We start from the raw sequence: 12,338 nt of genomic DNA, 5'->3' as shown, positions 1-12,338 counted from the left end.
TTCATGCGAGTCGATCTGTTGACAAAGGAATATCCACCAGAGATCTACGGCGGGGCCGGCGTGCACGTCGCCGAGCTCGTCAAGGCCCTCCGTACCGACATCGATGTCGTGGTGCGCTGCTTCGGTTCTCCACGCGACGAGCCGGATACCTTCGCCTACGGCGTCCCCGCCGAGCTGGCCACGGCGAACGGTGCCCTGTCGACGCTCGGCGTCGACCTGTTGATGGCCCAGGACGCCGCGGGCACCGATATCGTGCACTCGCACACCTGGTACGCCAATGGCGCCGGGCACCTCGCAAAGCTCCTCCACGGCGTCCCTCATGTCGTCACCGCGCACAGCCTCGAGCCGCTCCGGCCGTGGAAAGCCGAACAGCTCGGCGGCGGCTACCGGGTCTCGAGCTGGATCGAACGCACGGCGTTCGAGGCAGCGGATGCCGTCATCGCCGTGAGCGGTGGCATGCGGGCGGACATCCTCCGCAGCTACCCGGCACTCGACGAGTCCCGGGTGCACGTCGTCTACAACGGAATCGACCTCGAGAAGTGGAAGCCGACCGCAGACGAAGACATCGTTCGTTCGCTCGGCATCGACCCCACCCGGCCCTCGGTCGTGTTCGTCGGACGGATCACCCGGCAGAAGGGTCTGCCGTACCTTCTCCGGGCCGCAGCGTCGCTCCCGCCTGAGGTCCAGCTCGTCTTGTGCGCCGGGGCACCGGATACCGCGGAGATCATGGCCGAGGTGACGGCGGGAGTCAGGGCGCTGCAGGCCGAGCGCACCGGCGTCGTCTGGATCCCCGAACACCTGTCCCAGCACGACCTCTCTGCCGTACTGACCGCCGGGACCGTCTTCGTCTGTCCCTCGGTCTACGAGCCGCTCGGCATCGTCAACCTCGAGGCGATGGCCTGCGGCCTCCCCGTTGTCGGGTCGGCGACAGGCGGCATCCCCGAGGTCGTCGACGACGGCGTCACCGGACGCCTCGTTCCCCTCGACCAGGTCACCGACGGAACAGGAACGCCGATCGACCCCGATCGTTTCGTCGCCGACCTCGCCGGCACCCTGATCGAGGTCCTCGCAGACCCCGACCGCGCCGCGGAGATGGGCAGGGCCGGCCGGATCAGGGCCGAGCAAAAGTTCAGCTGGAGCCAGATCGCCACGAGCACGCGGGAGATCTACGCCGGGTTGCTCTGAGGCCCGCCCGGCGTGCCGGCGCGTCGGCGTCGGCAGATAACATGGATGCATGGTCAACGTTCTTCACTTCACCGACGTCTCCGTCGTCCGGGCTGGCACAACCATCCTCGACTCAGTGAACTGGAGTGTTGATGACGATCAGCGCTGGGTGATCCTGGGCCCGAACGGAGCAGGAAAGACCACGCTCCTGCAGATCGCCGCCGCGATGCTGCACCCCACCAGGGGCACCGCAGAGGTGCTCGAAGAGCCGATCGGCGGCACCGACCTGTTCGAGCCTGCGTCCCCGCATCGGCTTCGCGTCGACAGCGCTCGCCCGCAAGGTTCCGGCCGGGGAAAAGGTGCTCGACGTCGTCATGACCGCCGCGTACTCGGTGACCGGTCGCTGGACCGAGGAATACGAGACCATTGACGAGCGTCGTGCCCAGCGTGTGCTCCAGGAATGGCGACTCGACCACCTCGCCGACCGCACCTTCGGCACCCTGAGCGACGGCGAACAGAAGCGCGTCCAGATCGCCCGCTCGATCATGACCGACCCCGAACTGCTCCTGCTCGACGAACCAGCGGCCAGTCTCGACCTCGGCGCCCGCGAAGAACTGCTGCGCCTTCTCGGCGGCTATGCCCTCGAGGCGAGCTCCCCGGCGATCATCATGGTCACCCACCACGTCGAAGAGATCCCGTTGGGCTTCACCCACGCCCTGCTGCTTTCCGGCGGTCGGGTCGTCTCGGCCGGCCCATTCGCCGAGTCGCTCACGGCGGACACCCTCACCGAAACGTTCGGCCTGCCGATCGACCTCGGCCAGGATGGCGGCCGTTTCACGGCCCGTGCGGCCTGACGCCGGCTTCTGCTAGACTCGACAGTCGGTCCTCGGGCCGTGCAACTTTTTCCTGCCGCCGTTCCCCGGTCCACCCGGTCCGGACCGGCGCAACTCATATAAGGAAGTTTTCATGAAGTCTGACATCCACCCCACCTACACCCCCGTGGTCTTCCGCGACCTCGCGTCGGGTGCGACCTTCCTGACCCGTTCGACGGTCTCGAGCGCCAAGACGATCGAGTGGGAAGACGGCACCACCTACCCCGTCATCGACGTGGAAATCTCCTCCGAGTCGCACCCGTTCTACACGGGCAAGCAGCGCATCATGGACTCCGCCGGACGCGTGGAGAAGTTCAACTCCCGCTACAAGGGCTTCGGCAAATAAGACCGACGCACTCAAGCGCGATTTAGAAAAGGCGAGCAGCCCTGTCTGCTCGTCTTTTCTGTACCCGCGCTACCGCTCAGGCCACGCGCCGGTCGCGACGAACTTCGGGTCGCGTTCGCGGCGCATGTAGTCCTGGAAGCGCTCCGCCTGCTGCATCGACCACTGCACCTGCAGCTCGTGCAGCTCGGCGACCGTGCCAGGCAGCACCGCGACGTGCGCCTTGGCGATGGCCTGGGCGACCCTCCCAGCGGCGATCGCGTCCGCGCCGGCGTCATGGGCGTCGTCGAGGGAAACCCCGTAGTAGGCGCTCGTGACCTCGAGCGTGCGCTTGCCCTTACGGTAGCGGTCCACCTGCTTGTCGATCACCAGTGGGTCGACGACGGGTGAGGGGGAGACGAGCGGTGCGACGCCATAGCGCAGTGCCTCCCGGTTGAGCAGGGAGAGGTCGTAGGGAGCGTTGTACGCGACGATCGGAAGGCCCCGGCCGAGCAGCTCGCGGATGGTCGCGACGATCTCCGTGACGCCTTCCCCGGCGACGCGGCCGTTCGCGACGGCCTGGGCGGTCGTGATGCCGTGCACGTTGGTCGCCTGTTCCGGGATCTCGACGCCGGGGTCGAGAAGCCAGTCGATGCGTTCGACGACGGCCCCCGAGACGTCGATCACGGCCACCGTCGCCGAGACGATGCGACTCGTCTCCACGTCGATTCCGGTCGTTTCGAGGTCGAAGACGGCGAGGGTGTCACTCCAGTTGCTCATGGGGCCAGCCTAGGGCCGACCGCCGACATCCCCGGGAGTCACCGCCGTCCGCCGTGCGCGTCACCGTAAACTGGAGCGGATGATTGTTCCTTCGCCATACGACGCCCAGCTCGCCCGCATCCCGGTGAGCGTCCACACCGTCCCGGTGCTCGGGACCGACACCCGTTACTGGGAGTACGGGGATCCGGCCGCGACGACGACGATCGTGATGGTGCACGGCTTCCGCGGTGACCATCACGGCCTCGAGCCCGTTGTCGCCCAGCTCGCGGGGTACCGCATCCTCTCGCCCGACCTGCCCGGCTTCGGCGAATCGGCGCCCCTCACGGCCCTGGCACACGATGTGCCCGGCTACTCGGAGTGGCTCAGGGGGTTCGTCTCTGCGGTCGCCCCGACCGGGCGCACGGTGATCCTCGGGCACTCCTTTGGCTCGATCATCGTGGCCTCCGCCGTCGCCGGCGGGCTGCCCGCCGATGTCGTCGTGCTGGTCAACCCGATCGCGGCGCCGGCCCTGTCCGGTCCCCGCGGCATCCTCACCCGACTCGCGGTGTTCTACTACTGGTCGGCGGCCGCCCTGCCAGAACGGTTCGGCTTCGCCCTGCTTCGCAACCGCGTCATCGTGCGCGTGATGAGCATCGCGATGGCCAAGACCCGTGACCCCGCCCTGCGCCGCTGGATCCACAACCAGCACGACCGGTACTTCTCCGCCTTCTCCGATCGTCGGGTCGTGCTCGAGGCCTTCCGCGCCTCGGTCGGAAGCGATGTCAGTGAATTCGCCGCACGCATCCCGCAGCGCACCCTGCTGATCGCGGCGGACAAGGACGACATCACCCCCGTCGAGGCCCAGTATCGGCTGCGCGGGCTGTTCCCCGACGCACGTCTCTATGTCATCCCCCACGTCGGGCATCTCATCCACTATGAAGTCCCCGCCGAAGCGGCGGAACAGCTGCGTCGCTTCCTCGACGAAACGGCCTCCTCATGAACGGCCGACCGGCATGAGAATCGTGTTCGACTGCCGCTACACCCGGTTCGACCGGCACGACGGCATCAGCCGCTACACCTCCGAACTCGTGACCGAGCTCAGCAGGCTGCACACGGTGACGATGCTCATCAGCGACCACCGGCAGCTCGCGATGCTGCCCGCACTCCCGTGGCAGCTCGTGAACGCGCCCACCAGCATCCGTGAACCCCTCGTCGCCCTCAGCGTCAACCGGCTGCACCCCGATGTCGTCTTCAGCCCGATGCAGACCATGGGATCGTGGGGCCGCAACTACCGGCTGCTGCTCACCGTGCACGACCTGATCTACTACCGCAACCGAACACCCCCGCGCGACCTGCCCGGCTTCATCCGGCTGCTCTGGCGGCTCTACCACCTGTCCTGGTGGCCCCAGCGGATGTTGTTGAACCGCGCAGACGGCGTTGTGACCGTGTCCGAGACGACACGGGCGCTCATGCTGAAGCACCGCCTCACCCGCAAACCCATCACGGTCGTCCCCAATGCCGCCGGCGCCCTCGGCGGGGCGGCCGGGGCGGAGACGGTGGTGCGGCGCACCGGGCCGGCAACGGGCAGCCTCGTCTACATGGGCTCGTTCATGCCGTACAAGAACGTCGACACGCTCGTGCGCGCCCTCGTGGACCTCCCTGGCCACGAGCTGCACCTGCTCAGCCGGATCGGAACCGCAGAACGGGCCCGTCTCGGGGCGCTCGCCCCCGGTGCCCGGATCGTGTTCCACGACGGGGTCTCCGACGAGGAGTACGTGTCCCTGCTCGATTCGGCGACTGCCCTCGTGACCGCGTCCCTCGACGAGGGCTTCGGAATCCCCCTCGTCGAAGCGATGAGCCTCGGGATCCCGGTCGTCGTGAGCGATGTCCCGATCTTCCGCGAGATCGGCGGTGAGGCTGCGCTCTACTTCGAACCGCGCGACGCGAGCGGGCTCGCCGCCGTCGTGCACCGGCTCGACGAGCCGGGGGAGTGGGCGAAGCGCTCCGGGCTCGCCATCGAGCAGGCCGCCCGGTACAACTGGGCCGATTCCGCCCAGATCCTGCTCCGTGTGATCCGGGAGACCGCTCAGCCCGAATAGTGCGTGTTCTCCGCGAAGCCGCGGATCGTCGCGTCGAAGTGCTCGAGCTCGAGGTGGCCGTCTGTCCAGAGGAAGTCGTGGACGGATCCGTTGGCGATGATCTCGTCGGGGTGCGGGCGCACGCCGGCGGTGAGGTACCGGATCAGCGTTCCGATCACGCCGCCGTGGCAGACCACGAGCACCGCGTCGCCCGGGAATTCATCGGCCACACGGCCGAGCGCCGGAAGGACCCTGTCGAGGACCTGCTGGCGCGACTCGAGCCCGGGCACGGGTATCCCGTTCGGGAACTGGCGCTGTCGTTCGGCGAACGTGAGGCCCTCGATGTGGCCGTGGTGGCGCTCGGTGAGATCGTCGATGATCTCCGGCCGTGGCAGGCCGAGTTCCCCGGCGATGATGCGGGCCGTCTCCGCAGCCCTGTCGAGCGGGCTCGACACGATCTTCTCCCAGCCTGCCGCACTCGGAGTCTGGCCGCCGTCGAGGCTCGGCGCCGCACCTTCGCGACTCCGTTTGAGCAATCGCAGACCGGTCTCGGCCGCCTGGGCTCGTCCCGTCGAGTTCAGCGGGATGTCGGTTCGACCCTGGATGCGGGTGGCGAGATTCCAGTCGGTCTGGCCGTGGCGGACGATCGAAAGCCTGGTCTGCAACCGGTGCATGGTCTCGCGTGGCTCCTGTCTGGCGGTTTTCGGTGCTTCCCCGCCCTGGCGAACCGGACCCCGCTACCCCGCGAGGCGCTGAGCGAGCCCGGACAGCACCTCGGAGGTGCCGGCTTCCAGTTTAACCAGTGCGCGCGCGTCTCCCTTGGTCACGCCCCGATTGATGACGATAATCGGCAGTTTGCGGCGGCGGGCCTGTTCGAGCAGGCGGATGCCCGAATTCACCGCGAGGGACGACCCGGCGATGATGAGCGCCTGGGCCCCGGCGACGAGGGCGGTGGCCTCGACGAACTTCACCGTCGGCACGAGCTCGCCGAAGAAGACCACGTTGGGCTTGAGCATCCCACCGCAGACCGTGCACGCGGGGATGACGAAGCCCGTGAGGTCGGTGACGTCTGCGTCACCGTCCGGTGCCAGACGGGCGGAGTCGGGTCGCCGGAGCGACGGGTTGTCCGCCTCGAGGCGTGCCGCGATGCTCTCCCTGTCGAAGGCCTGGCCGCAGGAGAGGCAGACGACGAGATCCATCGACCCGTGCAGGTCGACGACGTGGCGGGAGCCTGCCCGGGTGTGCAGCCCGTCGACGTTCTGGGTGATCACGCCCGAGATGACCCCGCCCGCCTCGAGGGCGACGAGGGAACGGTGCCCGAGGTTCGGCTCGGCGGCGCGGAACCGACGCCAGCCGAGGTGGCTGCCTGCCCAGTACCTGACCCGGGCCCTCGGGTCGTCGATGAAGGTCTGATAGTTCATCGGGGTGCGGACCGGTGCGCCCTTCCCCCGATAGTCGGGGATGCCCGAATCCGTGCTGAGCCCGGCGCCGGTCAGCACCGCAGCACGCTTTCCGCGCAGGAGTTCGGCGACCGTGTCAAGGGTGTCTGCCGAAACCTCGCCCGCGACCGGAATCGTCTCGGTGGTCATAACGCTCCGTCCTGTCCACTCCGAGTCTAGGCGGGCCAGTTTTCGTCCTTGTTACAGAACCCAGGTACCGGACCCCGAGTACGTGACCTCGGGTACGTCACCTCGGGTACTGGACCGGGCGGGACAACTGGCAGGCTGGACGTGTTCTCCTTCGAAAGGCAATCACCGTGCAGATCATCCACATCGACTCCCTCGACCTTCCCGGTCTTGCCGATTATTCCCAGCTCACGGATGTCGCACTCCGGCGGAAGTCCGAACCGGCGGGCGGCCTGTACATCGCCGAGTCGACCAAGGTCATCGCGCGCGCCCTCGAGGCCGGACACCGCCCCCGCTCGGTGCTCCTGCAGGAGCAGTGGCTGCCCGACGCCCTCGAACTGCTCGCCGACTGGCCGGACGTACCGATCTACGTCGGCGCGGCATCCGTGCTCGAAGAACTCACCGGGTACAACCTGCACCGGGGGCACTCGCCGCGATGCACCGGCCCGCGCTCGCGCCGGTGTCCGACCTGATCCGGGACGCCCGCCGGATCGTGATCCTCGAGAACATCGTCGACCACACCAACGTCGGCGCCATCTTCCGCTCCGTCGCCGGACTCGGCGCCGACGCTGTGCTGATCACCCCGCGCTGCGCCGACCCGCTGTACCGGCGCAGCGTGCGCGTGAGCATGGGCACGGTGCTGCAGGTGCCGTGGACCCGCCTGCCGGAGTGGGACGAGGCCGTTCCGCTGCTGCACGACGCCGGTTTCCACCTCGCAGCACTCGCCCTCGCCGACAACGCGGTGAGCCTCGACGACTTCGCGATCGACCCGCCGGAGCGGCTCGCGATCGTGCTCGGCGCAGAGGGCGACGGGCTCAGCAGACAGGCGCTCGCGGTCGCGGACACGGTCGTGACGATCCCGATGCTGCACGGCGTCGACTCGCTCAATGTCGCATCGGCGAGCGCGGTCGCACTGTACGCACTGCGCTGACCCGCGCCGCGCCGCGGTGCCCAGCGTTTCCCTATCCGTGGATCGGTAAAGTGAACGGATGCCTTCCGCGAGTCGTTCCACCATCCTGCGTCGCCGATTCGCGGTCCTCGGCGGCCTGCTCGTCGTGATCCTCCTCGGGGGCTACTTCGCGACCACGAGTATCGCAGCCCTCCCGGCCTCGGCGGCGACGCTCACCCAGCCCGCCGCGCTCACCCAGCCGGCGACGGCGATGGCATGGCCGGGAATCGGGGAGGGCGCGATCGGCGCCGTCGGCTACGACGGTGTCCTCGGCTCCAACGGCAGCCAGGCCGCCGTGCCGATCGCGAGCATCACCAAGATGATCACCTCCCTCGTGCTGCTCGAGGCGAAACCCCTCGCAGCCACGGAGGCCGGACCCGCCCTGAAATTCACCGACGCCGACGTGCAGATCTACTACGACGTGCTCGCCCAGGACGGCTCGGTCGCCCCCGTCGTGTCCGGCATGGTGCTGAGCCAGCGCCAGGCCCTCGAGGGCATGCTGCTGCCCTCCGCGAACAACTACAGCATCACCCTCGCCAACTGGGCGTTCGGATCCGTGGACGCCTACCTGAAGGTCGCCAGGGCCTGGCTCACAGACCATGGCCTGACCGGGACCACGATCGCAGACACCAGCGGGCTCTCCCCGCTGAGCGCAAGCACGCCCGCGGACCTCGTCGAGATCGGCAAGCTCGTGCTGAAGAACCCGGCGCTCGCCTCGATCGTCTCCGAGAAGACGGCCACGCTTCCGACGATCGGAACCGTGACCAACACGAACGAGATGCTCGGCGAGCACGGCGTCGACGGCATCAAGACCGGGACGACGGACGAAGCCGGCGCGTGCCTGCTCTTCTCCGCGGACTTCACCGTCGGAGACAAGACCGTGACCCTGGTCGGGGTCCTGCTCGGCGGGACCACCCACAACAGCCTCGACGCCGACATCGGACGGCTCATCGAGAGCGTCAAACCCGGTTTCCGTGAGGTCGCCCTCACACAGGCGGGTGCGCCCTACGGAGCGTACGCGAGCGTCTGGGGACAGAACGGGACGGTCGTGGCCGCCGAGCCGGCATCCGCCCTCGTCTGGTCAGACACGCCCGTCACGGGCGTCGCCACGGCTCGTTCGGTCGGGGTCGGCTCGAACGGGGACGCCGTCGGGTCCCTCGATTTCACGGTCGGCACCGAGAAGATCAGTGTGCCCCTGGTACTCGAAGGCACCCTGAGTGATCCCGGACCCGGCTGGCGCTTCACGCACCCGGGCGAACTGCTCGCGTCCCGCTGACCCCCGCTACGTGACGGCCTGGCGCTACTTGACGGCCTGGCGGAACGGGCCGGCTTGCGGGCGCTTGGGCAGCACGTGGTCCCCGGACGACTGGTGCCGGATGCGGCGCAGTACCCACGGCACGAGATACTCCCGCGCCCAGACCATGTCCTCGCTGCGGGCCTGGCGCCAGGTCTGCGCGGGCAGCGGCTCGGGCTGCGAGGGTTCGAGGCTATTGGGCACGTTGAGCACGTCGAGGACCATCCGGGCGACGGTGTGATGTCCGAGGGCGTTCAGGTGCAGCCGGTCGGGCGCCCACATCCGTGCGTCCTGGATCTCGGTGAGCGCCCACAGGTCGGCGACGACACAGTCGTACCGGGCCGCGACCGCGCGGATGTTCTCGTTGTAGATCGCGATCTTGCCGCGAATCCCGCGGAAGACCGGGGCGAACCCGACATCGGCGCCCGTGAAGAGCACGACCGTGGCCCCGTCGCGGCTGAGCAGGCGAACGGCCTCGTCGCATCGGGCGGCGATCTCATCGGGGTCGGACCCCGGCCGGATCACGTCGTTGCCACCCGCGGAGAAGGTGATCAGGTCGGGGTGCAGGTCGAGGGCCGGCTCCAGCTGCTCGTCCATCACCTGCCGGATCAGCTTGCCCCGCACGGCGAGATTCGCGTATGCGAAGTCCGCCGAGCCCTGGCTGAGCACCTCGGCGACCCGGTCGGACCAGCCCCGGAACCCGCCTGGGCACGCGGGCTCGGGGTCCCCGACGCCCTCCGTGAAGGAATCGCCGACGGCTACGTACCGCGACCAAGGATGCAATGGGGTTGTCATCAGTCCATTCTCCTCGTTTGCACGAAACTGTCCGTGCACCTTGCTAGGTTCTATTGAAGTGACTATCTCAGCAGCGTTCGAACCGAACCAGGGAACGAGTGCAGCCGAACACCTGTCCCCGTCCTTCCCCGGCCGGGCCGCCTGGGGCACCGCGACCAAGCTGCGTGCCTGGCAGGAAGAGGCCCTCGCCGCCTACTTCGTGCACCAGCCCCGGGACTTCCTCGCCGCCGCGACACCGGGAGCAGGCAAGACCACCTTCGCACTCCGGCTCGCCTCCGAGGCTCCGCGCGCGGCACCTGATCGACCGCATCACCGTCGTCGCCCCGACCGAACACCTCAAGCGCCAGTGGGCGGATGCCGCAGCTCGCGCGGGCATCCGCCTCGACCCCTCGTTCAAGAACGCGGACGGGCGCTACGGCAACCACTTCCACGGAGTCGCCGTCACCTACGCCCAGGTCGCCAGCCGGGCCGCCCTGCACCGAGAGCTCACCCAGTCGAGCCGCACCCTGGTCATCCTCGACGAGGTGCACCACGGCGGCGACGCCCTCAGCCTGGGGCGACGCGATCCGCGAGGCCTTCGAACCGGCGACCCGCCGCCTCTCGCTGACCGGGACCCCGTTCCGGTCGGACACCTCGCCGATCCCCTTCGTCAGCTACCTGCCCGACGAGCACGGCATCCGCCTGTCGCAGAGTGACTACAACTACGGCTACGGTCGCGCTCTCGCCGACGGTGTCGTGCGACCCGTCATGTTCATGGTCTACGCCGGGCACATGAAATGGCGCACACGCGCAGGCGACGAGATGGAAGCCAAACTCGGCGAGGGCAACACCAAGGACATCACGAGCCAGGCCTGGCGCACCGCGCTCGAACCGACGGGGCAGTGGATCCCCGCGGTCCTCCGTGCGGCCGACTCCCGCCTCACCCAGGTGCGGCACGGCATCCCGGACGCCGGCGGTCTCGTGATCGCGACCGACCAGTCGGCCGCTCGGGCCTATGCCACCATCCTCGAGGAGATCTCCGGGGAACCGGTCACCGTCGTGCTCTCGGACGAGAAGGAGTCGAGCGACCGGATCGACGAGTTCTCGAAGAACACCCGGCGGTGGATGGTCGCCGTGCGAATGGTGTCCGAAGGTGTCGACGTGCCCCGGCTCGCCGTCGGTGTCTACGCGACGAGCGCGTCGACGCCGCTGTTCTTCGCCCAGGCGATCGGCCGCTTCGTGCGCGCCAGGCGCCGCGGTGAGACTGCCTCGATCTTCCTGCCCAATGTGCCGAGCCTCCTGAGCCTGGCCAACGCGCTCGAACTCGAGCGCGACCACGCCCTGGACCGCAGCAACCGGGACGACGGCGACGACGGGATGTACAACCCCGAAGATGCGATGGTGGCAGCGGCCAACCGCGACGAGAAGGGGTCGGACGGTCTCGGCGAGGACGAGTTCACCTGGCAGGCCATCGACTCCCAGGCGACCTTCGACATGGTCATGTTCGACGGCGACGAATTCGGCCAGCTCGCCGAACCGGGAACCGACGAGGAGTTCGACTTCATCGGCATCCCCGGGCTCCTCGAACCGGAACAGGTGTCCGAGCTGCTCAGGCAACGGCAGTCCCGCCAGGCGAAACGTTCGACCGACCGGCGCAAGAACCCGGTGACGGGCGAGGTCGCCCCGGAGGAACCGCCGCCGCTCTACCGCACCCTGAAGGAACAGCGCACCCTGCTCGCGAGCCTGGTGGGCATGTGGTCGAAACTGGCGAACGAACCGCACGGAATCGTGCACGCCGAACTTCGGCGCGTGTGCGGAGGACCCGCGGTCGCCCAGGCGAGCGTGACCCAGCTCCAGAACCGGATCGACCTCCTGCGCCGCCGTCTCGGCCGCAGCTAAAGCCAGGGAGAGAGGCGATCGATCCTCGATCGTTATCCGGTTTGGCCGCAGACCCTTGCGTCTGGGGGAGTTTTGTCGCATAAACTCTCAATGACGAAAGAGTGTGACTGATGGAACCGAAGAAGGCCGAAATCGACAGGGTCGACCGGGCATTGCTGAAGGCCCTCTCGGTCAACGCGCGGGCCTCCGGCGCCGCACTGGCTGCCGAAATCGGTGTCGCCGAGTCGACGGTGTCGCTCCGGCTGCGCCGGCTGCAGCAGCTCGGGCACATCCGCGGGTACCGGGCGAACATCGACCTCGCGGCCCTCGGTGCCTCCCTGCAGGCGCTCATTTCGGTGCGGCTCGTCAAGCACGCCCGGGTACAGATCGACGACTTCCGCAACGCCGCCCCGCACTGGCCCGGCGTCATCGGCCTCTTCCACACCGCGGGGGCGGACGACTACCTCCTGCACGTCGCGGCGGCGAACGCGTCAGCGCTCCGTGACTTCGTGCTCGAACATCTCGCCGAGCATCCTGCGGTCGCGCACACCGAGACCAACCTCATCTTCGAGTACGTCGACGGCGACGGCTGGCAGGACCTCGTCAACTAGTCCCACGACCGT

Annotated in this window: 10 protein-coding genes and 3 pseudogenes; 9 read left to right on the top strand and 4 right to left on the bottom strand. The window is 68.3% G+C overall.

Annotated elements, in window-relative coordinates; genetic code table 11:
* Positions 1 to 3 precede the first annotated feature (3 nt).
* The 3 genes and pseudogenes from glgA to KIV56_RS02420 all read left to right on the top strand — a co-directional run bounded on the left by glgA (position 4) and on the right by KIV56_RS02420 (position 2,382).
* Positions 4 to 1,185, top strand: coding sequence for a glycogen synthase (glgA, locus tag KIV56_RS02430; RefSeq protein ID WP_281535026.1), 1,182 nt, complete (start codon positions 4 to 6; stop codon positions 1,183 to 1,185).
* Positions 1,186 to 1,234: 49 nt separating this feature from the next.
* Positions 1,235 to 2,018: pseudogene (locus tag KIV56_RS02425) on the top strand (ABC transporter ATP-binding protein).
* Between the two features lie 112 nt (positions 2,019 to 2,130).
* Positions 2,131 to 2,382 (top strand): type B 50S ribosomal protein L31, encoded by a 252-nt coding sequence (locus KIV56_RS02420; RefSeq protein WP_134531880.1) that lies wholly within the window; start codon positions 2,131 to 2,133, stop codon positions 2,380 to 2,382.
* Positions 2,383 to 2,451: 69 nt separating this feature from the next.
* Here the strand turns inward: KIV56_RS02420 and KIV56_RS02415 are convergent, their stop codons facing one another.
* Complete coding sequence (locus tag KIV56_RS02415; RefSeq protein ID WP_281535025.1) at positions 2,452 to 3,138, bottom strand: exonuclease domain-containing protein; 687 nt, start codon at positions 3,136 to 3,138, stop codon at positions 2,452 to 2,454.
* Between the two features lie 79 nt (positions 3,139 to 3,217).
* Here KIV56_RS02415 and KIV56_RS02410 point away from each other — a divergent pair, with 79 nt between their 5' ends.
* Positions 3,218 to 4,117, top strand: coding sequence for an alpha/beta fold hydrolase (locus tag KIV56_RS02410; protein WP_281535024.1), 900 nt, complete (start codon positions 3,218 to 3,220; stop codon positions 4,115 to 4,117).
* A 13-nt stretch (positions 4,118 to 4,130) separates the two neighbouring features.
* Positions 4,131 to 5,216, top strand: a complete 1,086-nt coding sequence (locus tag KIV56_RS02405) for a glycosyltransferase family 4 protein (protein ID WP_281535023.1) — start codon at positions 4,131 to 4,133, stop codon at positions 5,214 to 5,216.
* Here KIV56_RS02405 and KIV56_RS02400 read toward each other — a convergent pair.
* A complete protein-coding gene (locus KIV56_RS02400) occupies positions 5,204 to 5,860 on the bottom strand; it encodes a histidine phosphatase family protein (protein ID WP_281535022.1) in 657 nt (218 codons plus the stop codon). The two genes, KIV56_RS02405 and KIV56_RS02400, sit on opposite strands and share 13 nt — an antisense overlap.
* A gap of 72 nt (positions 5,861 to 5,932) precedes the next feature.
* Positions 5,933 to 6,784: a Sir2 family NAD-dependent protein deacetylase gene (locus KIV56_RS02395; protein WP_281535021.1), complete on the bottom strand. Its 852-nt coding sequence runs from the start codon at positions 6,782 to 6,784 to the stop codon at positions 5,933 to 5,935.
* 167 nt (positions 6,785 to 6,951) lie between these two features.
* Here KIV56_RS02395 and KIV56_RS02390 point away from each other — a divergent pair.
* A pseudogene (locus KIV56_RS02390) lies at positions 6,952 to 7,751 on the top strand (TrmH family RNA methyltransferase).
* A gap of 58 nt (positions 7,752 to 7,809) precedes the next feature.
* On the top strand, positions 7,810 to 9,045 hold the full coding sequence (locus KIV56_RS02385) for a D-alanyl-D-alanine carboxypeptidase family protein (protein ID WP_281535020.1): 1,236 nt from the start codon (positions 7,810 to 7,812) through the stop codon (positions 9,043 to 9,045).
* Between the two features lie 24 nt (positions 9,046 to 9,069).
* Here KIV56_RS02385 and KIV56_RS02380 read toward each other — a convergent pair whose 3' ends face one another.
* Positions 9,070 to 9,858, bottom strand: a complete 789-nt coding sequence (locus KIV56_RS02380) for an SGNH/GDSL hydrolase family protein (RefSeq protein ID WP_281535019.1) — start codon at positions 9,856 to 9,858, stop codon at positions 9,070 to 9,072.
* A 58-nt stretch (positions 9,859 to 9,916) separates the two neighbouring features.
* Between KIV56_RS02380 and KIV56_RS02375 the strand changes: the two are divergent.
* Both KIV56_RS02375 and KIV56_RS02370 read left to right on the top strand, forming a co-directional pair.
* Positions 9,917 to 11,736, top strand: a pseudogene (locus KIV56_RS02375) (DEAD/DEAH box helicase).
* A 110-nt stretch (positions 11,737 to 11,846) separates the two neighbouring features.
* The gene (locus KIV56_RS02370) at positions 11,847 to 12,326 is read left to right on the top strand and encodes an Lrp/AsnC family transcriptional regulator (RefSeq protein WP_134446595.1); all 480 of its coding nucleotides are present in this window, start codon (positions 11,847 to 11,849) and stop codon (positions 12,324 to 12,326) included.
* Positions 12,327 to 12,338 lie beyond the last annotated feature (12 nt).

The sequence above is a fragment of the Cryobacterium breve genome, from assembly GCF_027594785.1.
Lineage (GTDB): Bacteria > Actinomycetota > Actinomycetes > Actinomycetales > Microbacteriaceae > Cryobacterium > Cryobacterium breve_A.
This window is presented reverse-complemented; position numbering and strand designations above follow the sequence as displayed.

What these genes read in the sequence shown, in the direction of transcription:
- glgA (WP_281535026.1), top strand. Translation starts at nt 4, where the DNA reads ATGCGAGTCGATCTGTTGACAAAGGAATATCCACCAGAGATCTACGGC.
- KIV56_RS02420 (WP_134531880.1), top strand. Translation starts at nt 2,131, where the DNA reads ATGAAGTCTGACATCCACCCCACCTACACCCCCGTGGTCTTCCGCGAC.
- KIV56_RS02415 (WP_281535025.1), bottom strand. Translation starts at nt 3,138, where the DNA reads ATGAGCAACTGGAGTGACACCCTCGCCGTCTTCGACCTCGAAACGACC.
- KIV56_RS02410 (WP_281535024.1), top strand. Translation starts at nt 3,218, where the DNA reads ATGATTGTTCCTTCGCCATACGACGCCCAGCTCGCCCGCATCCCGGTG.
- KIV56_RS02405 (WP_281535023.1), top strand. Translation starts at nt 4,131, where the DNA reads ATGAGAATCGTGTTCGACTGCCGCTACACCCGGTTCGACCGGCACGAC.
- KIV56_RS02395 (WP_281535021.1), bottom strand. Translation starts at nt 6,784, where the DNA reads ATGACCACCGAGACGATTCCGGTCGCGGGCGAGGTTTCGGCAGACACC.
- KIV56_RS02385 (WP_281535020.1), top strand. Translation starts at nt 7,810, where the DNA reads ATGCCTTCCGCGAGTCGTTCCACCATCCTGCGTCGCCGATTCGCGGTC.
- KIV56_RS02380 (WP_281535019.1), bottom strand. Translation starts at nt 9,858, where the DNA reads ATGACAACCCCATTGCATCCTTGGTCGCGGTACGTAGCCGTCGGCGAT.
- KIV56_RS02370 (WP_134446595.1), top strand. Translation starts at nt 11,847, where the DNA reads ATGGAACCGAAGAAGGCCGAAATCGACAGGGTCGACCGGGCATTGCTG.